Origin of the sequence: Vibrio pomeroyi (genome assembly GCA_041879425.1) — a bacterium.
In the GTDB taxonomy this organism is placed as follows: Bacteria; Pseudomonadota; Gammaproteobacteria; order Enterobacterales; family Vibrionaceae; genus Vibrio; species Vibrio pomeroyi_A.
Map to the genome: position 1 here is coordinate 380,340 of CP090855.1, position 22,347 is coordinate 402,686.

At 44.3% G+C, this 22,347-nt stretch carries 19 protein-coding genes; 4 read left to right on the plus strand and 15 right to left on the minus strand.

All coding sequences use genetic code 11. The features are described from left to right. Positions 1–5 precede the first annotated feature (5 nt). The 5 genes from L0992_17745 to L0992_17765 form a co-directional block, all read right to left on the minus strand. Positions 6–1,379, minus strand: a complete 1,374-nt coding sequence (locus L0992_17745) for a HAMP domain-containing histidine kinase (GenBank protein ID XGB69873.1) — start codon at positions 1,377–1,379, stop codon at positions 6–8. Between the two features lie 45 nt (positions 1,380–1,424). Next, on the minus strand, positions 1,425–2,156 hold the full coding sequence (locus tag L0992_17750) for a response regulator transcription factor (protein XGB69874.1): 732 nt from the start codon (positions 2,154–2,156) through the stop codon (positions 1,425–1,427). A gap of 81 nt (positions 2,157–2,237) precedes the next feature. After that, positions 2,238–2,918 (minus strand): spondin domain-containing protein, encoded by a 681-nt coding sequence (locus L0992_17755; GenBank protein ID XGB69875.1) that lies wholly within the window; start codon positions 2,916–2,918, stop codon positions 2,238–2,240. Positions 2,919–2,927: 9 nt separating this feature from the next. Next, the gene (locus L0992_17760; GenBank protein XGB69876.1) at positions 2,928–3,611 is read right to left on the minus strand and encodes a spondin domain-containing protein; all 684 of its coding nucleotides are present in this window, start codon (positions 3,609–3,611) and stop codon (positions 2,928–2,930) included. A gap of 384 nt (positions 3,612–3,995) precedes the next feature. Then, a complete protein-coding gene (locus L0992_17765; protein ID XGB69877.1) occupies positions 3,996–4,337 on the minus strand; it encodes a YggL family protein in 342 nt (113 codons plus the stop codon). Positions 4,338–4,591: 254 nt separating this feature from the next. Between L0992_17765 and L0992_17770 the strand changes: the two genes are divergently transcribed. Next, positions 4,592–6,619 (plus strand): PhoX family phosphatase, encoded by a 2,028-nt coding sequence (locus L0992_17770; GenBank protein ID XGB69878.1) that lies wholly within the window; start codon positions 4,592–4,594, stop codon positions 6,617–6,619. 233 nt (positions 6,620–6,852) lie between these two features. Here the strand turns inward: L0992_17770 and L0992_17775 are convergent, their stop codons facing one another. The 3 genes from L0992_17775 to L0992_17785 form a co-directional block, all read right to left on the minus strand. Then, on the minus strand, positions 6,853–7,473 hold the full coding sequence (locus L0992_17775) for a LysE family translocator (protein ID XGB69879.1): 621 nt from the start codon (positions 7,471–7,473) through the stop codon (positions 6,853–6,855). A 136-nt stretch (positions 7,474–7,609) separates the two neighbouring features. Then, on the minus strand, positions 7,610–8,896 hold the full coding sequence (locus tag L0992_17780) for a DEAD/DEAH box helicase (GenBank protein ID XGB69880.1): 1,287 nt from the start codon (positions 8,894–8,896) through the stop codon (positions 7,610–7,612). A gap of 181 nt (positions 8,897–9,077) precedes the next feature. After that, positions 9,078–10,061 carry a GTP-binding protein gene (locus L0992_17785; GenBank protein ID XGB69881.1) on the minus strand — a complete coding sequence of 328 codons (984 nt, stop codon included), beginning with the start codon at positions 10,059–10,061 and terminating at the stop codon, positions 9,078–9,080. Between the two features lie 608 nt (positions 10,062–10,669). Here L0992_17785 and clcA point away from each other — a divergent pair. Both clcA and L0992_17795 read left to right on the plus strand, forming a co-directional pair. Then, positions 10,670–12,076: a H(+)/Cl(-) exchange transporter ClcA gene (gene clcA / locus L0992_17790; protein ID XGB69882.1), complete on the plus strand. Its 1,407-nt coding sequence runs from the start codon at positions 10,670–10,672 to the stop codon at positions 12,074–12,076. A gap of 263 nt (positions 12,077–12,339) precedes the next feature. Then, the gene (locus tag L0992_17795) at positions 12,340–13,287 is read left to right on the plus strand and encodes a TDT family transporter (GenBank protein XGB69883.1); all 948 of its coding nucleotides are present in this window, start codon (positions 12,340–12,342) and stop codon (positions 13,285–13,287) included. 120 nt (positions 13,288–13,407) lie between these two features. Here L0992_17795 and L0992_17800 read toward each other — a convergent pair whose 3' ends face one another. From L0992_17800 to L0992_17825, 6 genes are read right to left on the minus strand one after another with little or no spacing between them, the layout of a single operon-like run. Then, a complete protein-coding gene (locus tag L0992_17800; GenBank protein XGB69884.1) occupies positions 13,408–14,223 on the minus strand; it encodes a phosphodiesterase in 816 nt (271 codons plus the stop codon). A 5-nt stretch (positions 14,224–14,228) separates the two neighbouring features. Further along, positions 14,229–15,308, minus strand: a complete 1,080-nt coding sequence (locus L0992_17805) for an ABC transporter ATP-binding protein (GenBank protein XGB69885.1) — start codon at positions 15,306–15,308, stop codon at positions 14,229–14,231. 12 nt (positions 15,309–15,320) lie between these two features. After that, entirely contained in the window at positions 15,321–16,109 is a 789-nt protein-coding gene (locus tag L0992_17810; protein XGB69886.1) for an ABC transporter permease subunit, read from the minus strand. Between the two features lies 1 nt (position 16,110). Next, a complete protein-coding gene (locus tag L0992_17815; GenBank protein XGB69887.1) occupies positions 16,111–16,923 on the minus strand; it encodes an ABC transporter permease in 813 nt (270 codons plus the stop codon). A 47-nt stretch (positions 16,924–16,970) separates the two neighbouring features. Continuing rightward, positions 16,971–18,008 carry an ABC transporter substrate-binding protein gene (locus L0992_17820; GenBank protein XGB69888.1) on the minus strand — a complete coding sequence of 346 codons (1,038 nt, stop codon included), beginning with the start codon at positions 18,006–18,008 and terminating at the stop codon, positions 16,971–16,973. Positions 18,009–18,031: 23 nt separating this feature from the next. Continuing rightward, the gene (locus L0992_17825; GenBank protein XGB69889.1) at positions 18,032–19,045 is read right to left on the minus strand and encodes a substrate-binding domain-containing protein; all 1,014 of its coding nucleotides are present in this window, start codon (positions 19,043–19,045) and stop codon (positions 18,032–18,034) included. A gap of 447 nt (positions 19,046–19,492) precedes the next feature. On the opposite strand from L0992_17825, the gene L0992_17830 reads away from it, so the two are divergent. After that, positions 19,493–20,824 carry an IS4 family transposase gene (locus tag L0992_17830; protein XGB69890.1) on the plus strand — a complete coding sequence of 444 codons (1,332 nt, stop codon included), beginning with the start codon at positions 19,493–19,495 and terminating at the stop codon, positions 20,822–20,824. Between the two features lie 84 nt (positions 20,825–20,908). Here L0992_17830 and hmpA read toward each other — a convergent pair whose 3' ends face one another. After that, on the minus strand, positions 20,909–22,105 hold the full coding sequence (gene hmpA / locus L0992_17835; protein XGB69891.1) for an NO-inducible flavohemoprotein: 1,197 nt from the start codon (positions 22,103–22,105) through the stop codon (positions 20,909–20,911). Between the last annotated feature and the right edge of the window lie 242 nt (positions 22,106–22,347).

Genomic DNA, 22,347 nt, shown 5'->3' on the forward strand with positions numbered 1-22,347 from the left:
AAGAACTATATCGAAGGCAAGTAAAAGCTTTGTTGAAATGAGTTCTCTGCTTTTGTTGTTTCTAGCACACTGTGATGCAACATCAGTATCGACTGAGCAATCTTGGTTCCTATGCCCAATGAACCATTCGGTGCTTCTTGCTCTATCTCGTTGTGAATTACGACTCTCACCCGCTTCGAATCCGGTTCTAAATCAACACTCAGTGAAACTGCTGTCCCACTTGGGCTATGCCTCAACGCATTATCTAATAAGTTCAAAATCAACCTTTCAAGCAAGTCACTGTCACCAGCCGCTTTTACTCCATCAGGCATGTGCACCTTAAGTTCAACATCTTTATGGCGGTACTGACTCTGAATCGTGTCTAAGCACTCACCCAGTAACCCATTCAAATCTATCGACACGTATTGATAGGTAGGAACAGGATTGTCATGTTTGGCACTATCGAGAAGTGAATGCAATTGTTCAGACAGTTTATTGCCATTGCGGTAAGCCACATCTATTAATGGATCCGAGTGTGGATTTTGGATCTTCCATGTTTCTAGGTAACCCAACACACTTGATAACGGTGTTTTCAAATCATGGCTTAACTGCAATAAGCTTTGTCTACGATGCGAAGACTGATACTCAAGCTGTAAGAATTGCTGTTGAATGTGTTTCGCCATCAACTGATAAGAACGAGCAATCGGCACCAACTCCGGTACTTGATGGATGAAATTAGGGTCAAGACGGAAATCTTGTTCTGCTTGCTGTTGTAGCTTATTGGTGACCTCTTCAATAGGGTTCAACAGGCTACGTTTTACCAACAGATAAGCGCCAATCGCAAAACCTAGGATAGAGATCAACATAAGCCCTGCTAACGCCATATAAGGTGTATCGACTTGTGAATTGGCAATCACAGTGTGGCGGTTACTGCCAATCAACACATACAGATACCCCACCGTTGAACCCAACTCTTCAATCGCAGCAACGGAAAATACCTTACGAGAATCAGGATTGATCGGGTCTTCGCCAAGAATCGGGTAAGGCTCGTCGTTTAAGAATTGTTTAATGGGTGCTAAGTCTATCTGGCTTGCCAAGACCGTGCCTTCTGGCGCAGCGTGCGTCGTGATATTGCCCTGACTGTCGAGAAAGTAGATGTCAAAGTCTGGGCCAATCAACATCAAGGTGTGAAAGATGGATTTAAGGGCTTTGGGGTTGTAATCCGTGCCAATCATTAGCGGGTTATCATCGCGCATGTGAACCGCGAGCTCTTTGTGTAAGCTCTGTTTAGTTCTTTGTTCTATGGTCTCTTTTTGCCAATGATAGGTGTAGGCAATCACCACACTTACGAGCAGAAACCACAAACTGGTAAATAGCACTAAACGCGATTTGAAACTCATGTTCTCTCCTCGATGGCTCTTAAACTTAGGACGCGACACATAGGCCTAAACTTTCGATTCGAACTTATAGCCCACACCCCAAACGGTTTTGATGAAGTCATCGTCGCTATTCGGCATCGCCAGTTTGGTTCTCAATCGGTTAACCGTGCTACACACCGTGTGGTGATAACCAGAATGATCGGTATTCCAAACGTGATTCAGTAGCTCATCTTTGCTATAGACGCGCCCCGGTCGGGTGGCTAAAAAGTGAAGTAACGTAAACTCGGTTGCTGTCAGTGGGACATCTTGATTGTTCAATGAAACCTGATGACGCTCAGGTTGGATGGTAAGCCCGCCAAAACTCATTACGGGTTCGGTTGATTGCGACTCTTTCACTGTCGCTTCAGAGTGACTTAAACGACGCAGCACGTTCCTCACGCGAGCTTGAAACTCGAGAACGCTGAAAGGCTTAGTAATGTAGTCATCAACCCCAGCTTCTAAGCCCGACACCTTATCTAGCTCAGTATCTCTTGCAGTGAGCATTAGCACAGGCGTCCAGTCTTCTTGCTGGCGTAACAATCGACAGAAATCAAGGCCATCGCCGTCAGGTAAGCCTCGATCAAGCACGATCAAATCAAACTGTCTTCCCTGATATAACGCTTGAGCCTTTTCAATTGAGTTGGTTCTTACAACATCATGCCCTTGGAACTTAAGGTGCATCTGCACTAGCTCAGCCAAATCATCATCGTCTTCAACCAACAATATGTTTGCCATCAAATTTACCGCAGCACTGTTCATTATCCCTGCTCTATTCGGAGTCTATCCACCTTTCAATTGACCGGAACAGAGCAGGAATTCTTTCATCGTGCGTTCACTCAGTTACTCTGTGCGAGTAATCGTGATTCGTGCACCGGGATTAAGGAAACGATGATTGCCACTTAATGTTGAGGTCGCAAGACCATCATCCTGGCTGATGACACCTGAGTGGAAGCTCACTACATCGCTATCGTTTCTATCACTGTTAAAACCTTCCCCACCGCCTGCAGGCCCAGGAATCGTTGCTGCAAGTTCGTCATTGAGCTCCGTTCCTGAATCCCACACGTTCATATTCATAACAAACGTGTCGCCCACCGCTAACGATTTCAGCGATAAACCAGATTCGCCAACAAACGCATCATTGGTGTTCACTAACATTGAAGCAACAGAGATATACCCTTCTTGATTAGGGTCGACACGAATAGACACCGTGTCTTGTTCTCCGGATAGAATCAGCCCATTGCCTGAGATGCCTTGATAAACATTAGCGTCACTGTTGCTGAGCGCGATGAGTTCTGCATTACTGCCGCCTTCAGCTAAGTATTCAAGGTCAACGGAAGCACTTTGGCCGATTTCAAACAGATCAAAACTGGTGTTGTGCGTCAGTACCGCAAGTGGTGACATAGGTTGGTTGGGCGTGAGGTTGGTAACACTCACATCGTAGCGGTAGTAATCATCGTCATCATCAGGACAACCAGCCAATACGGCAACAGAAGCTGCGATAAATAAAATTCTAGCTTTCATACATCCCCCTTACTTCACAACGATCGTGATGGTTGCCACAGGGTTTAACCAGCGATGGCTACTGCTGTCAAGGTCACTTATACCGCCTGCAGCATCACTATCACCAATGTTGCCCGGATGAATATGAACCTTAGCGTTAGACACGGCAGTCTCTACACCTGTACCACCAGCACCAAAGCTAATAAAGGGAGGATTTGGCATACTACTAGCCAGCTCATCATTGGCTTCAGTCCCTGCGTCATAGCCATTGAGCGTGGCTTTATAGGTACCTGCTTGAGTTGGGATCTTCCAGCTGTCTAATCCAACAAAGCCATCGTTGGTCGGCAACAACATCGCACCGAGTGACAAGTAAGCCAGATCGCCAGTATCAATATCAAATGTGGTCGCAACACCTGGGTCAAGAATGCCGCTAGCAGGGTTTTCAACGACGACACCACCCGCATTGGCGATGACACCAGATAACCCCGAGATGTCTCCTCCTTCCGCCATGGATTCCAACTCAGCAGAAGCTGTCTCCCCCGCTCTAAACATGAACAAGCTTGAATCATGAGCCGCTGCCAAGATTGGCGTAAAGTAGATCCCTTTTGTGGCATTGGTGACAGTCACCTCAAGTTGGGCTGCCTGAGCTTGAACAGCCCCAAAAGCGAACATCGCTGAGCCAATCACTAAGCTGATTTGAGTACGTTTATTCATTTTGATTCCATCCTTTATCGAGTCCTTTCGTGACCGGTGAATCAATAACATCGAAATACGTGTTATCTAGTCAGCCACGAACTGTGGTGTTGTTGACTCTAAGAATGGCGATCAAATCTATCAGCAACTTCATTGAATTCTCATAAAAGTCTCACAAGTTTATCAAAACTTATTACAGCCCAGACAAGTAGCCATAGCTATCTGATATTTAATAGAAATTAGTCGCATCACAAAGCAAGAGGGAAACACTAAAAAGCAAATAGGAAAGAATCAAAACGCAAAAAGGCCGAATCGATTTACCGATTCGGCCTCTGTTTTTGTGTATTGTTGCTTGTTCTAAAAGCCGTGTAGACCTCTAAGCAAAGCTAACAGCACAACATCAATTTAGAACGCGTAGTTTGCGTCAATAAGCTCGCTTACTTCAACTTTCGTTACTTCAGCACGCGCTTCAAGCCATTGTGCAACTTGCAGGTGTTCTGCTTCAGTGACAGAACGGTAACGCTCGATAGAACACAAGAAACCTTCAAACAGCTCTAGGCCACCGCCACCAAAGCATAAGCCGATGCTGTCGATGAAATCGATGAACTCATCAATGAACACATCGTATTGGTCAAAATCAGCAATCGATGTCTTGCAGCTTACTTCAAAACCCAGAATCGCGAATTCACCTAGGTATAGCTTTTTGCGTAGGCGACGATTTTTGTTTTCGATTTTATCTAATTTCATAACTGTCTCTCTTTTCATTTGATTAAGCATTTATACACAGTTCTAACCCAATCCCCAAGTGTTTTGTCTTGCATGAGAAGTGTTATGGCAAAAATCGTGCTACAGAAACAAAAGCTTAATAAAAACTATAAAAATCTGTCACTTAACTGCTTCACGATTGGTCACACATTTACCCAACTTATTAACCATTTAGTTAGTAGATGGATAAGCCATAAATAACGAATAATAAAGTCAGCCAATAGGAAGCAGTCGCGATGAGCAAGGAAACATTTGATAGCACTCGTTTTAACAAGAGTAAAAACAAACCCTTCGAAGAAGTTCTAGATGCAAACCTTTCAAGAAGAAACGTGTTAAAAGGAGGTTTAGGCATCAGTGCAATGACCGCTTTTGGCGCGTTTGGTTTAGCGGGTCACAGCACAGCTAACGCCGCAACAATGCAAGCAACGGGCGCGCAGAAAAGCACCGCAACTCTAGCGTTTGAATCGGTTAAAGGCTCATTGACTGACAGTGTTGTCGTACCGAAAGGCTACACAGCACAAGTGCTCGTTCCTTGGGGCACGCCACTTAACAAGCAAGGTAATGCTTGGTTAAAAGACGGTACAAACAACGCACAAGACCAAGCCAACGCACTGGGAATGCACCACGATGGCATGCACTTCTTCCCGCTTGTTGGCAACAGCAATGATGGTTTGTTGGTGATCAACCACGAATACATTGACCAAAAAGCCCTGCACGCTAACGGCCCGACATACAATGAAGGCGCTCGTCCTAACATTGATGAAGTACGCAAAGAGATCAATGCTCACGGCGTGAGTGTGGTTCGCGTTAAGCTTGAAGGCAACCAATGGGTAATGGTCGATAACGATCCGCTTAACCGCCGCTACACAGGCGCGACCGTAATGGATATTTCTGGCCCTGTCGCTCACAGTGAGTTTACCAAAACGAAATTCTCACAAGACGGCAGCCAAGCTCGCGGCACATTAAACAACTGTGGCAACGGCTACACACCTTGGGGCACTTACCTAACTTGTGAAGAGAACTGGCCGGGTTACTTCGTTAATAAAGGGACAACGACACCGGCTCAAGAGCGTATCGGTATCGCAACAGATAAAACACGTTACGGTTGGGACACGCTTTCTGGTGACAAACAAGAACGCTTGGATGAGTTTGCACGCTTTGACGTAACACCAACCGCTGATTCACCAATGGACGATTACCGTAACGAAGCTCACGGTCACGGCTACATTGTTGAAATCGACCCATACACAGCAAACTCTCGTGCGAAGAAGCGTTCTGCTCTAGGCTGCTTCCGTCATGAAGGTTGTACATTTGGTAAGTTAACTGAAGGCGAGCCGATCGTATTCTACTCTGGCCACGATTCTCGTTTCGAATACCTGTACAAATTTGTTTCTGAAGCGAAATGGGACCCGCGTGACGCTGAGCCAAGAAACCGCCTAAGCGCGGGTGACAAGTACATGGACAAAGGCACGCTTTACGTCGCTAAGTTCAACGACGATGGTTCAGGTACATGGTTGCCATTAACATTGAGCAGCAAGACCACCAACGGTGGCAAGCTAGGTGATACGTTTGATTCTCAAGCGGCACTTATCGTTAATACCGCAGGCGCAGCCGACCTTGTAGGTGCAACGCCAATGGATCGCCCTGAATGGTGCTCTGTTGACCCGATGACAGGTACCGCTTACTTAACGCTAACAAATAACAACAAGCGTAAAGAAGCGAACTCAGCGAACCCTCGCGTAAACAACAAGTTTGGTCATGTTATCCGTTGGGATGAAGGCAAAACGGCGGGCGAATTCGATTGGGATATCTTTGTATTCGGTTCACCTGCAGTGGAAGACAAGTCTATCAACCGCTCTGGTCTAACAGACATGAACCAATTCGCGAGCCCTGATGGCTTAGCGTTTGATGCTCGTGGCATCCTGTGGATTCAGACTGATAACGGCGCAGATGAAGTTACTGGCTACACCAACGACCAAATGCTTGCTGTGGTTCCATCTCAGTTAACGGATGACAAAGGCAACAGCACGGTGATTGATGCAAACAACCAAGCACAGCTTAAACGCTTCTTTGTTGGTCCAAACGGATGTGAAGTGACTGGCTTTACTATCAGCCCAGACTTCAAATCACTATTTGTGAACATTCAACACCCTGCAAACTGGCCATCATCAAACGATGCGACGGCGCAAACTCAAGGCAATGTTCGCCCAAGAGCATCAACGGTTGTCATTCGCCGTGAAGACGGTGGTGAAATCGCGGTTTAATAAGCAAATCTAGCTAGGCCAGTAATCTCACTGCTATCTAGCTTCTGTTCGCTAGCTAAGTAAAATCAAAAAGAGCGATAAGGCTAATTGCCCTATCGCTCTTTTTCTATTCTATCAATCTTAGGTTGAAACAAGAGCCCTAGCCCTCGATCTCATCATCCCAATTGCTCGTCATCCTCGAGAAGGAGGAACGACTGAGTCGGGGATCTCTTCTCGTTGTAGGCTAACCAGAATTAACTCACGAACAACCACACACCCACGCCCATCATCAGCGTGCCAGCAATGCGGTTCATCAATTTCACATTGTCTGCCTTGCCGAGCATATGTTTAAGACTCTTACCGCCTGTCGCGTACAGAGTCATGCACACAAATTCAGAGACAAGAATAATCGACACTAGAATGAATAACTGCGGTGCTAAATCTTTACTGCTGTTAATAAAAGGAGGAAGCAGAGAGATCATAAACGCCCAACCTTTCGGGTTAGCAATCGCAGTAACAAAGCCTTGAACCACCAAGTCCCAATCATTGTTCACTTGAGCCTCTTGATTATCAGTACTGATTGCCAGTTTGCCTCTTGAACGCCACATTTGAACGCCTAAATAGAACAAGTACCCTGCGCCCACAAATTTGAAGCCTGTAAACAGCCATGGGTAATTCAACATAATCGAAGCGATACCTAATACTGCGGCGACCGAAACCACAGCAACTCCGGCCAGTTCACCGACCATCATCCATAATGTACGCTTGTAACCGATGCTCATGCCCAACGTTAACGCCAAGGTCATACACATGCCGGGCGTGATTGATACAAAGAAAAACGTGGGAATAAAAGCCCAAAGTAGCGCGCTATCCATATTATTACCTTATCGACTTATTTTTATTTGAGTGTTCAGCTTGTTGAATTGTCTTTGTAAGGAGCGACCTTGTATTAAGCGACACAACGAAAAAGAGCCACAATACAGTGGCTCTTTTTCATTACCAACCGTAAATTTACTTACGACGGTTTTTAATTCGCTTCATCATGGTCAAACGACGTTCTGCGCTTGCTTGATCTTGAGGCTCTTCGTTCGCGTTGTTTTTTCGACCTTGGCGGTTTTTGTAAGCCGACTTAGTGTTCAGCTTTTCAATGTAAGCATCACGTTTCTTCGGTTCATAACCCGGTTGCTCAACACGGCGAATTCGCTGTTGAATGAGTTTTTCAACTTGAACCACAGTCAGCTCTTCTTCGCGGTTAACGAAAGACACAGCGTGACCTTGCTTACCTGCACGACCTGTACGACCAATACGGTGAACATAGTCTTCTGCTAGGAAAGGCATGTCGTAGTTAATTACGTGTGGTAAGTCTTCGATATCAAGACCACGAGCCGCAACGTCTGTTGCTACCATTACACGCGCTTTACCTTCTTTAAAATCGTCTAGAGCACGACGACGAGCACTTTGTGCTTTATCACCGTGACACAATACCGCTTTAATGCCGTCTAGCTTAAGCTCTTTAACCACGTCGTTCGCTGTTTCTTTGTAGTTCACGAACACAAGCACTTGACGCCAGTTTTTACGACCAATCAGTTCAGAAAGCAATTCTGTTTTACGCTCTTGATCCACTGGGTAAACCACGTGACCGACAGTTGCAGCCGTCGAGTTTTCACGTTCAACACTGATACGTTTTGGTTTACGTAAAATATCAACTGACAGTTGGTTTAACTGAGTCGATGTTGTCGCGGAGAACATCATGATTTGTGGAGAGGTTTCTACATCCAACATGATCTTACGAACGGCATTGATGAAGCCCATATCTAGGATACGGTCAGCTTCATCAAATACTAGGAATTCTAAGTTAGCAATAGACACGTTACCCGCTTCTAAGTGCTCTTCTAAACGGCCTGGAGTCGCAACCAAAATATCCACACCCAGTTCTAATTGACGAACCTGTGAAGACATCTTGTTACCACCGTAAACCGCTGAAACGCTTAGTTCAGTGTATTTAACGTAGTCTTTGATGTTTTGAGCGATCTGCGCAGCAAGCTCACGAGTTGGAGCAAGAATAAGGCCGCGAGCTGTTCCTCGAGATGCTTTTTTACCGCTGTTCAGTAGGTGCTGAATAACAGGCAATGAGAATGCCGCTGTTTTACCCGTACCGGTTTGAGCAGTAGCAAAAATATCATGGCCTTTACGAGCCATTGGAATCGCTTTTTGTTGAATTGGAGTGAGTTTTTCATAACCACACTCAGTCAACGCTTTGACTAATTCAGGAGCAAAACCTTGAGAGGAAAATGACATTGTTACGGGTTCCTTAAGCAGACAGCCTACATTCTTATTTCAGCCGAGCACTATAAAGTAATTAGAGTGATTTATCTCACATTTATCGTGATATAACGCAAACTTTCTCATTTAATCTGGTGTTTACCACGCCATCGACGAAGCAAACACCCGATTATTCAGTTCAAACAGAGATTAAACCCTATTTGATGCCGCACAGCTTGAGTAAAATCTGTTCGAGATCGCCCCACGGCATTAACTGCGAGTCGATCACTTCCAATCGAGATTCAAAGCCATCGAGGGAAATTTCATTCACTGACACCACTTGATTCGCCACATTGAATGCGTAGCAACCTTGGTCGGTGTTTACTACGGCTTTTACTCGCTCAGCCGTGAGATCAGAAAGCATTGAGAATAGCGCATCGAAATCGAATTTATGCTCAGCACCAAACAGCCAACCACAACTGTAGTAGCCCTGCCCCTTGTTCTCTTTGCGTATGAACGCTTCGCCCGGAGGTAGTTCGAATTGAGGTTCTTGTTCAGCGTGATCATGATGGTGCGATTCAATATGAGTTGAAGCACTGCCATGTACTCTTTCAATGTCCAACACTTCTAATGGCACTTCACCATCGTGAATTAGCTTGTGGAAGACTTTAGCTGGCGTTTGATCCGTCACCCAATCGTTAAACACATCGATGTCTTCAGAATGCACAAGATCGACCTTGGTGCCGAGAATCACGTCTGCGCTGTCTAATTGATCATTAAAGTTCTGATTAGAGGTGTATTTTTCTTTGGATAGATTGCGTGGGTCAACCAAACCTAATGTCGCTTTTAGATCAACGTATGGCGTGTATTGGTCTGAAGTCAGTGTCGCGATCACCTGTTTTGGGTGACCAAGGCCTGTTGGCTCAATCAGCAAGCGGTCTGGCTTTTGGCGAAGTAAAGCATTAATACCTACCGACATAGGCACGCCCGCTGTGCAGCACATACATCCGCCCGGCACTTCTTTAATCAAAGCACCTTGGTCCGTCATTAACGCGCCATCGATACCAATCTCCCCAAACTCATTAACCAGAACAGCCCAGTTCTCATTCTCAGGTTTGTTTTTAAGCAGATTCAAAATAGCTGTCGTCTTACCAACACCTAAGAAACCCGTAATTATGTTTGTAGGAACTTTTTTGGTCATATCAGTTCTCCTTTTTTAGGGAGTATATACTCAATTACCAAAAAGTTGACCCCAATCGCTTGTTTATACTCAGATTGGCGAGCAGAAGAATGGGTTAACCAAATAGAGGGTGAGGCTGATTTACACAGATATAGCGCTTAGCGAAGTGTGAAGAGTTGAGCAGATAAATAGATAATAGAAGTGAAAGCTGAGTTTTGGATGCTCCAGACGGACTAAAGGCGTACTTGTCAGTACGCCTCACCCTCGTTACTCAATCGTGAGTTCGCGAATCAGGAAGCCTTAAATATCGACCTGAACATTTAACGAGGAACTAAAAACTTTGTTTCTGAATCCATCCAAATTGTGTGTAAAACCTCACTTCTCCTTGCGGTTCGTTATGTTGCTTTACGATTTAACTATGGTTCATTTTTGGCGTAATACAAGTTGCTACCAGAGAATCGATCAAAACTGTGACGGCGATTCCACTATATTGTCCATACATTCCATTTATGTAATACACTTCTTTCATAAATGAAATTCAACTTTGCATCTTTGCTGCTATAGGATATGCAGAGGAGGCGTATAATTTACTAAGACCCTCCCCGCATTAACTCAGGAACCAAACTTAAATGACCAATAGAGAGAGAATTAAGCAATCCCTTTTAGCAAAAATGCCAAGGGATGCTATCAACCAATTTCTCTCTAGAGACAAAACACCCGCTTCCGTACTTTTCCTCTCTTGCATTGTCGGTATCCTTGCTGGCGTGGTGGGCACCTATTTCGAAGTTGCGGTTCATTTCATCACAGAAACTCGTACCGATTGGCTGAAAGATGAAATCGGTAGCTATTTACCACTTTGGCTTGCTGCTTTCCTCATCAGTGCTGCATTCGCCTTCATTGGCTATTTTCTCGTTCACCGTTTCGCTCCAGAAGCTGCCGGTTCTGGCATCCCTGAAATAGAAGGCGCGATGGACGGTATGCGACCTGTTCGTTGGTGGAGAGTATTACCAGTAAAATTCTTTGGTGGTATGGGCGCGTTAGGTTCTGGCATGGTGTTAGGTCGTGAAGGGCCAACCGTGCAAATGGGCGGAAGCATCGGTCGAATGGTCACTGACATATTCCGGGTAAAAGATGACGATACTCGACACTCATTACTTGCTTCAGGTGCGGCTGGTGGCTTGGCTGCAGCGTTCAATGCACCATTAGCTGGGATTATGTTCGTTGTTGAAGAAATGAGACCACAATTTCGTTATTCACTCATTTCAATCAAAGCTGTCATCATCTCTGCGATCTCAGCCAACATTGTATTTCGTTCGATCAATGGTCAATCTGCTGTTATTACCATGCCTCAGTACCAACAACCTGAGCTGAGTGCGCTTTGGTTATTCCTATTACTCGGCGTATTGTTCGGCTTGTTTGGCGTGATCTTCAATAAGCTAATAACACTTTCGCAGGATATGTTTGTTGCCATACACAAGAACGACCGCAAACGCTACTTGATAACTGGAAGCCTGCTTGGTGGCTGCTTTGGCTTGTTGCTGCTTTATATTCCTGAATTGACTGGCGGTGGTATTGGTATCATCCCAAACATCACTAACGGCAGTTACAGCACAAACATATTGCTACTGATCTTCCTAGGCCGTGTTATCACCACCCTACTTTGCTTTGGCTCTGGTGCTCCGGGCGGTATCTTTGCGCCGATGCTCGCACTCGGCACACTCTTTGGTTACGCATTTGGACTTATCGCCGCGGCATTCTTTCCTGAACTGAATATCGAACCGGGTATGTTTGCGATTGCGGGAATGGGTGCTTTATTCGCTGCAACCGTGCGAGCACCAATTACAGGTATATTGTTGGTTATCGAAATGACCAATAACTACTACCTTATCCTGCCGTTGATCATCACTTGTCTAGGTGCCGTAATCATTGCTCAGATGTTAGGTGGTCAGCCGATCTACAGCCAACTACTGAACCGTACACTGAAAAATGAGAAGTTAAGACAACAAGACCTACCTCAGCAAGAGGAAGTGCGTTAATTACAAATGACTCATGAAACAAAAGCACACATTCAACGTGCTTAATGTCCCGATTCCGCATCAAAATCAAAAAAGCAAACGTTAAACTTGGTATCATCCACTCAAAATTAGTTGAATGCCCTCAACATCTATTGATGGAACAACTGCACGCTCTAACTAGAGCAAAAAATCTATTACGTACTGACATTCTAAAAACCAACCCACATTCTATAAATAATAGGAGCAAGCTGTTGAACTGGAGAAGATTAACCCAAGTAAAAAATGTGCCTCCCTCTCAGGCGTCTTTAGCACTTGGTGTAATTGGACTCGGGCAAGCTTGGGCATTGTACCTCCCAGGGGTTGGCGAGATCATTCGCCCTTATCTTGCTGCATTCGGCGCGCTGTTATTGCTGCCCGTTTTACTTCGTTATCTCACCAGCTTTAATACTTTCATCAATGATATCCGTCATCCACTTAGCGGAAGCTTAATGGCGCCAATGAGCATGGCATTGTTGATTCTGTGTGACTACTTAGCAGAGATATCGCCAATAATCGCCTACCCGATTTGGTTCTGTGCGTTATTACTGCACTTTACGATGATGGTGTTGTTCTTCGGTTTTCAGATCATCAACTTCAAAATGTCTAACATTGTTCCGAGTTGGTTTCTGTACCCAGTAGGTTTGATCAGTAGTTCGTTAGCGGGTACGCAGTTTGGACACACCGTATTCTCAGAAACGCTTGCAGCGACATGTATTGGTATCTACTTCTTCATGTTGCCTGTGGTGCTATACCGCTTAGTATTTGAAGGCAACCTACCGCGCAGAGCAAGACCAACACTGGCAATCATGGCCGCACCAGTAAACTTGTCTTTGGCCGCTTACTTGGTCAACTTTGATAATCCAGATCCTATTCTTACTGGCGCGCTGGCGGGCATCGCCATCACCATGACGCTGCTGATTTACTTGTGTTATATCCGCTTGATGCGTTTGAAGTTCCAACCATCCATTGCTGCGGTTACCTTCCCGTCGGTGATCAGCGCCATTGCGATGCATCGCTTAACCACCTTTTTCGGGGCTGAATTCCCGCAATGGTACTGGCTACACAAATTTGGTTTCTTTGAGTTGACCATCGCTACGATATTGGTCATTTGGGTCGCTGGCGGTTACGTGAAGATGTACTGGCCCGAGTTTTTTGATACTCACTACATGTCGAAAAAGACGAAGCGCTCTTAATGACATCTTGCTAACTCAAAAGTGCTGTAATCTCCTACTCATCTAATACAAAAATATCGCCATTTTCTATAAAAAATGGCGATATCAAATTGCTCGCCCCCTCAAAATAATAGCTAGTACTTAATCAATCAGCGCACCAGATTCGTCAAAGAAAGGATAAGGACCATCACTGTCTTCAATATAGCTAATATGAGAGACAACTGAGTTACCCTCCACTGTGAGTAATTGTATCGCTTTAGGCTCTAATGAAAATGACGAGCACGCGTTAGGGTCTAAATCTAAGGTCACTGAGTGACTATGTGAGGGGCCGACCCAAACTGGGATCGAATTCCAAACAGCGGTAATGGGTCTATGTAAATGCCCTGCGCATATGCCGACGATGTTTTCATGCTCTTTAAGAACATCATAAAATTCATCATTGTTTTGAAGGTTTTGAACGTCCATATGGTTTAGCCCAACCTTCATTGGAGGGTGATGTATAAACAACATTTTCGGTTTAGCGGAATACTCAATAAGCACTGACCTTAGCCAGTCTAGCGTTTCATTGCTTAAATAGCCGTAAGGCTTACCAATGACGGATGAATCCAAACCAACTAATACGACCCCATGTTCTTCAGCAACGAAGTTACAATACTCCTGATGATCAAACGAAACGAGATCGGACAAACCATCACGTAGGTTATTCCTATCATCATGATTTCCCGGAATAACATACAAAGGTATCTCGAACTTAGACAAAGCTTCGTTAATCAACAAGTACTCTTCCGACACTCCAAAGTCACCCAAATCGCCTGTCACCACCACGCAATCCGGCCTTGGACTTAAACGGTTAATATGATCGACGGCATCGTGCAAACATTTTAATGTATCGACTTTTCTGTAGGCGTGTTTGCCCCCCTGCTTAATATGCAGGTCTGTCAGCTGTGCAATTAGCATGATTCTTACTTCTTTAAAGGTATTAGTCGTTCAGGGGCAAACGTAACAGCAACAACTTGGCCAACGTGATATTCCACGCGTTCAAAACAGTCAACCATCAACGTTTTGCTTTTCTGCACGCCAGACAGGAGCACTCTTGTGCGATCGCCGAGAAATATGGTGCTATTGACTGTTGCGGTTAGGACATCATCGCCACAGACATCTTGTAATGAAATATCTTCCGGTCTTAGCATCACACTGATTTCTTTGCCCGAAGTCACTTGCGACTGTGCCTCTTTGGACAACGTAATGTACTTTTCAGTATCAAGGAGCAGCTTTCCATCGTTAACCAGCCCTTCGAGTCGGTTCATCTGACCAATAAAATCAGCAACAAAGTTGTTTACTGGTTTTAGGTAAATGTCTTTCGCAGACCCTATTTGTGCAATTTCACCATGATCGAGAACGGCAATACGATCGCCCATAGCCATTGCTTCCTCTTGATCGTGCGTCACATATACCGCTGTAATACCAAGTTTTTTTAGTAGACTTCGAATATCGCCACGAAGTCGCTGTTTCAATAACGCATCTAATGCAGACAAGGGCTCATCAAGCAGTAGAACATCTGGCTCCGTTATAATTGCCCTTGCTAACGCCACACGTTGACGCTGACCGCCAGAAAGTTGATGAATGTTACGGTTGGCGTATTTCTCCAAATCGAACATCTCAAGCATTTCTTTGAGCTTTTGCGCTCGTTCAGACTCACCGACACCACGAACTTTTAAACCATAAGTGATGTTTTCACTTACATTCATGTTTGGAAATAACGCATAAGATTGAAAAACCATGCCCACTTTACGCTGTTCAATAGGTAACCCTGTTACGTCGTGATCGCCAAATACTATGCTGCCACCGTTTTCATCTGCGAACTCTAGACCTGCAATCATCCTTAACGTTGTCGTCTTCCCACATCCAGAGGGTCCTAATAGAACTAAGATTTCTCCAGCCTCAATTTTCAGGTTGGTTGGCTTCAGAGCCACAGTGCCATCAGGGAAAGTTTTTGTAATATTGTTTAGCGATATCTCAACGCCATTTTCTAGCTCTAACATGTTGGTGCTGCCTTAATTATTAGTAACTGGTTTTTTATTTAAGGCTTGAGCCAAAACCAAAAGTGGAAGTATTAAACATAAGAAGATCAAGGTGTAAGCTGAACTGATTTCAAGTCTCATGGATGCGTAAGAGTCCGCTAAACCGACGGGTAAGGTCTTGGTTAATGGCGTATGTAGCATCCAAGTTAGATTAAACTCGCCAATAGAAAGCGTAAGTGTCATCAACATGCCAGCAACTATGCCCGCTTTACAGTTAGGTACTATCACGTCAAAAAACCTCTGCCAAAAGCTAGCACCTAAACTCGCAGCGCCCTCCTCTAAGACACGGAAGTTAATGCTCTGCAAAATAGAAAGAACAGATTTGACCATGAACGGCAGCGTAAAGATTACATGCCCAACAAGAATGAACATCCAGCTAGAACGAAAATCATTAAAACCCCCATAGGCCAATATCAAGCCCAGAGAAATAGCCATACCTGGTATCGCAATTGGTAAGGTTAGAATTTCATCGAATATCGATGCCCAACGGCTCCTACTCTTCGCGAGCACATAAGCACAAGGTACACCAATCACAACATTGATTAGCGTCGTTGCAATCGCTATCTGAAGTGTTAGCCAAATCGTATCAGAGTATAGCGACCACACTTGTTCAACCCATCGAAAGGTAAAGCCACTTTTAACGCCAACAAAATAGTTATTGGTCAATCCCGCCATTACAGACATGATCACAGGCACGATAAGGAATGCACAAACCAACAAAGTGAATATCAATTGTATATAGAAGTATTTATCTTTCTTCATGCTAACCTCCCATTGCAACTGATGCGTTACTGTGACGCTTAGCAAGCGCTAAACAGATCCATGTGACCAAACCTAAGATTAAGCTCAGTGCAGCGGCCATCGCGAAGTTGGCGTTTAACGTAAATTCGGTGTATATCGTCATAGGTAGAACATTAATGTTGGTCGCCAGCGTGAAAGCAGTACCAAAGGCTCCCATAGACGTGGCAAAGCATATAGACCCGGAAGAAATGAGCCCCGGAGTTAAAGCGGGCAAAGTAACATCCTTGAATATTTGCCATCGGTTAGCCCCTAAAGAGCGGCCCGCCTCAATTAAGTTAAGGTCGAGCTTTTCCGCTGTCCCCATAACGGTTAATACAACACGCGGAATTGAGAAATAGAGGTAACCTAAGAATAACCCGGCCATCGTGTAAGCAAACATCCAACGTTCACCAGTCAGCTGTAAACTTAGTTGGGCAAATAACCCTTGTCGCCCTGCGAGCATGATGACGAAAAAGCCAATCACCACACCAGGGAAAGCTAGAGGAAAGCTCAACATGGCTACTAACAGCTGCTTGCTGCGAAACTCATAGCGGGTTAAAAACAACCCACTAATGGTCGCGATAGCTAAGCTCACCAAAGTGACTAAAACAGAAAGCCCAACGGTTGAAATCAAACTCTTGAGATAAATTGGTCGAGTTAAAATTTGCCAGTAGCTAGCAGCTCCCCCATCAACCAAGGATACGGTAATTAGCTGTACGACTGGCAACAGGAAAAATGCACAACTAATTACGATGGCTGGCAAAATTAACAAAAAAGAAATACGGTCATTTTTCATAGAAATACTGGCGAGGGATCCTCGCCATCCAATGAGTTAAAAAGCGATCAGTTCACTTCACGAATGTACATATCAGCAAACTCTGACTGGTTTTCAGACATCTTTGCGAAATCAACAGAACCAACGCGTTGGTATTCAGAAGCCGGCAAGAACTTACTTTCCGCTTCTTCACTCATCACACCATCAATAACCGGACGCAAGTAAGCATCTGCCCATAATTGTTGGCCTTGCTCCGACAATACGAAATCCAATATCTGTTTCGCATTTTCAGGGTTTGGTGAACTCTTCACTTTGCTCATTACATATGGCACTGCGATGGAACCCTCTTTTGGAATAACAAAGGCAGCGTTAGTGAAATCGTTGTACTTCGCACGATAAGCATTAAAGTCGTAATCAATTAAAATAGGGATTTCACCAGAGATCACGCGAGCATAAGAAGTTTGTCGAGGAACAATTGGGCGATTCTTTGCTAACTGTTGAAAATACTTAATGGCTGGTTTGAAATTATCAATGTCGCCACCCATAGCTTCATTTACCGCCACTGCGCTAGCGTAGCCAACGAAAGCACTCGTTGGGTCTAAATACCCAACCATGCCTCGATATTCAGGCTTTAGCAGATCTTCCCAGCTCGTCGGTACCTCTGCGCCATCAAGAGCATCAACATTTACAAAGAACCCGATCGTACCAGAGTGAATAGCAAACCAATTCCCGTCAGGATCTTTCATGCCTTCTGGTATCTGGTCCCAGTTTTTAGGCTTATACGCATCAACAACGCCTTGTTCTTTTGCGTTGATACCGAAAGAAACACCGTAATAAACGACATCAGCTACCGGGCTATTTTTCTCTGCTACCAACTGAGATAGAGACTGACCCGAATTCTTATTGTCCATAGGAACTCGTATACCCAACTCTTTATTAATTAACTGAAGTTGCCCTCCCCAGTTAGCCCACTCCGGTGGACAGTTGTAACAGATGGCATCAGATGCCTGTGCTTGAAACGCCACGCCAGCAAAACCAAGAATTAAGCCCGCTAACTTTCTGGTTTTTGATGACTTTTTAACTCGTAATAGTTGATGTGATGCCATTATGTTCTCCAAAGAATCTTCCGTTAATTAAATTGGGTGATAACGGGAACCGCACCAAGCGATCCCTTCATTTGTAATTCATATTTCAGTGCAAATTCACGCCTTTTGATTGAGCCTGTTTTTGCGTTAAACAAGATATCGACGGCCATTTTCCCCATATCAAAATGAGGAACAGCCACGGTAGACAAATTAGGACTCACTAATTGCCCAAGGCCCATACCATCAAACCCCACGACGGAAACATCTTGTGGAATCCGTCTACCTGTACTTTTCAACGCATTCATTGTTTTCAGCGCCAATAAGTCATTGCTGCAAAACCAAACCGTTGGGCTACACTCAGCACTTAATAGCCTCATCTCAGAAGTAGTGAACGGGATAAGCTTGTTTTGGTCGACCTCAAGCAGTTGGCTTAACTCCACCCCACGATCTTTGAGACCTTGTTTAAATCCTTCATAACGTTTTTTAGCCCTGTCGGATGAGGCAAAATGCCCTGTAACCATTCCTATTTTTGTATGGCCATACTCCAAAATTTTCTGCGCAACATCCTTACCTGCCTGGTAATTATCAACGAACACACAAGGTTCATTTTCAACAGATTGGTTATGAAGCAAACAGTAAGGGAACTTAAAACTTCGCAGTAATTCGAGTGCAGCATTATCAGTCACATCGGCTATCGTTAGGATCACGCCTTCTACTCTTTGACGAATAAGATCAATGGCAGCTTGTTGTTCTTGTTCACTGTCATATTGGGTATCCACCACTAAAGTCGAGTAGCCAAAATGCCTTGCTCGCTGTTGAATACCTGCAACAACTTCTGAGAATACGGGGTTCAGCAGGCTCGGAATCAGCACGCCAATCGTTGGGTTTTTGTTGAGTTCAATGGCTTGTGACTTTCTATCAATGCGATAGCCTGTCGTATCGATGACACGCTCGATTTTTTGAGCTGTAGCGGAAGCCACAGATTCTGGTGTGTTAACGAATCGAGAGACTGTCGCAGGGGAAACTCCCGCTAGAACTGCCACATCCTTGATATTCACTCGTTATCCCTATCCATCCCGTTAATTGATGAAGGCAAGACTAGATGACTGGTGTGACAGTTTTATTAATGAAATCAGGCGATATCTACGCTTTTATCGAACGTTAAGAGCACATTCAAAGCAGATACCGCCACTTTATTTCATGAAACAAATTTGTTTCATTGAATTACGCGGATTTTTAAATGATTGGTTTGAACAGAAAAAAGTTATTCGCAAGAGAAGTAAATCGGTAAAATCAACCTAAGATGACACGAAACGAAACATTTGAGGCTGCATTGACTCTATCTGAATCGTATTTCGTACAGTGATAAAGAGCATCATTTAAAATGATAAAAAAGGCCTCACAGTGTGAGTAATGCCGATCAGTTAAGAAATTTGTGAGATCATTTGACCGATCCTCAAAAGGCTTCAGAATCCGATATTAGGAAACTAATATCGGATTTTTTTATGTCTTTAGAAAGCCAACTTGCCAATACTTTTCAGTCATGTAATACCTTTCACCACTTTGAAAAATACTCTGAAATTCTTAGTCCAGAGCTTATCCAGCAGGGTTTTGAGCAAGCTGGCGTCGCAACCGTTAGAAGAAGACGGTTACCTTTGGAGGCTGTACTTTGGTCCGTTGTTGGAATGAGTCTCTTTCGTCAACAATCTGTTTGGGATATCGCTAACCAACTCGATTTTGTTCTGCCAGACAAACAGCGCTTTGTTGCCCCAAGTGCTGTTGTTCAAGCGAGACAGAGATTAGGCGAAGAAGGTGTTAAGCAAGTCTTTAAGAAGATGGCTGCGCATAGCTATCAATCGTCTAACTTCGAAACTTGGTGTGGACTAAACCTTCTATCCGTCGATGGTGTCGTTTGGAGAACGACAGATACACCTGAAAATCATCAAGAGTTTAAAGCACAAAGCAATCAATCATCTGAGAATATTTACCCTAAGGTACGTATGGTTTGCTTGATGGAGCTTACAAGTCATCAACTAATCGATAGTACATTCTCTGACTATCGCACCAGCGAAATGCGCCTTGCAGAAGAACTCATTGAACAAACCCCCGATCATTCGTTGACTATTTTTGACAAAGGATACTACTCTCTAGGGCTACTTAATCGCTGGAATAAGGTAGGCAAAGAAAGGCATTGGATGCTCCCTGTGAAAAAAGACTTCCAGTATGAAGTCGTTCATAAATACAGTCAGAGTGACGCTATCGTTGATATAAAAACGACACATCAGGCAAGAAAGAAGTTCAGTGATCTCCCTGAGACAATAGAAGCAAGGTTAGTGTCGAAAATTATCAAAGGAAAGACATATCAGGTGCTTACATCAATGCGTGATGGGTTGCGCTTTCCTGGTGAAGACATCGTAGAGCTTTATCGCTATCGTTGGGAAATCGAATTAGGCTATCGGGAAATGAAGCAAACCTTGCTTGATAGTGAGTATACATTACGAAGTAAGCGCCCAGATATGGTCAAGCAGGAGCTCTGGGGGATTTTGCTCGCCTATAACCTTATAAGACAAGTTATGACAAAGGCTGCGATTAAGTTAGATAGCGTCTGGCCAAATCAATTAAGCTTTACGAGTAGTGCTATGGCTGTGACTCAATACTTCGCGGCTTTACCTTTAACGAGTCCTGGAAAACTTCCTAAACATTATGAAGTCTTACTCAAGCAAATATCCATGTTTACCCTGCCACCTCGAAGAGAAGATAGAAGTTACCCTCGTTGGGTGAAACTGAAACCCAAAAAATATGCAACGAACAGAAAAAATGCCAGTCAGCTTAACTGACTGGCATTACTCACAGTGTGAGGCCTTTTGAATAGGCAAGGTTTTAGTAGATCAGGCGAGTGTTAATACAACTGCCGGGAGATCTTAGAAGTTAGCGTGAGGGCCGAATACTTCGTAGTAAACGCGTGAACGGTCAACTTTCAATGCATCTAGCTGCTCTACGATGTTCTTCATGAAGCCAACAGGGCCACAAATGTAGAAGTCGCTCTCTTCAAAGCCTTTCGTATCCGAGATAGACGCTAGGTTCATTTGACCTTGGTGCGTGTTTTCACATGCCGATTCGCCTTTATCCATGTACCACGTTTTTGCTTCCCAACCTTTATCAGCAACAATGTCTTTCACACGAGTTGTGAAAGAGTGTTGACCTACGTTTTCACAAGCGTGAAGGTAAAGTACTGGCTCGCTTTTCTCTTCAGTGTTTAGGAACTCAAGCATTGACTGCATTGGCGTTACACCAACACCAGCTGAGATAAGCGTTACTGGCTTGCTGCGCTCTTGGTACATGAAGTCACCAGCTGGCGCGTAAAGATTTACTTCATCACCGATAGCAACGGTGTCGTGAAGGTGGTTAGAAACCACACCTTGTGTTTCTTGACCGTGACCTTCACGTTTCACAGAGATGCGGTATTGCTTGCCGTTTGGCTTGTCAGATAGAGAATATTGACGAATTTCGCTGTATTGCGCACCTTCAGGTTTCACTTCAATACCAATGTATTGACCTGGAGTGTAATCCAGGACGTCACCGCCATCTTTTGGCTGAAGGATGAAGCTAGTTACTAGAGCTGATTCTTCAATCTTATCTGCAATCACGAACGTACGTGCTGCTTCCCAGCCACCTACCGCTTGCTTACGCTGCAGGTAAAGCTCTGCTTCACGGTCGATGAATACTTGAGCTAAGAAAAGGTAAGCCGCTGTCCACGCCTCTTCTACTTCTGGAGTGAATGCTTCTGTTGCCAATTCACGCAGTGTTTCAATCAGGTGCAAACCAACAATTTGGTAGTGCTCTGGTTGAATGTTAAAGCTTGTGTGTTTCTGAGCAATACGTTCAACGGCTGTTGTTAACGCTGCTAGGTTTTCAATGTTCTTTGCATAAGCCGCGATAGCTTCAAACAGTGCTACGCCTTGGCGACCTGTTCTTTGGTGAGTCATATTGAAGATATCTTTCAACTCAGGGTTATGCGTGAACATACGTTGATAAAAGTGCTGAGTTAAAGCCGGGCCTGCGCTCTCAAGTAGCGGGATAGTAGATTTGATGATTTCGATATGTGCGTTGTTAAGCATGAATTTACTCCGAACACTGAGTCTTATGACCTATATGTCATTTTGACTACTTGAAAAATTAAGAATGACTTTTCGATTTTCTGAAACCTTAGTTATTTTTAGAAACTGAGTGATTTTGACTCGTTTTCGTTTCAAAAAATCGTAAAACCTGATTAATGACACCTGATTGATTGAGATCAAGAATACTCTTTTTAATCAGCGTTATAATCGGGCTTCGATGACTCTTTTGCACAATCGATGCC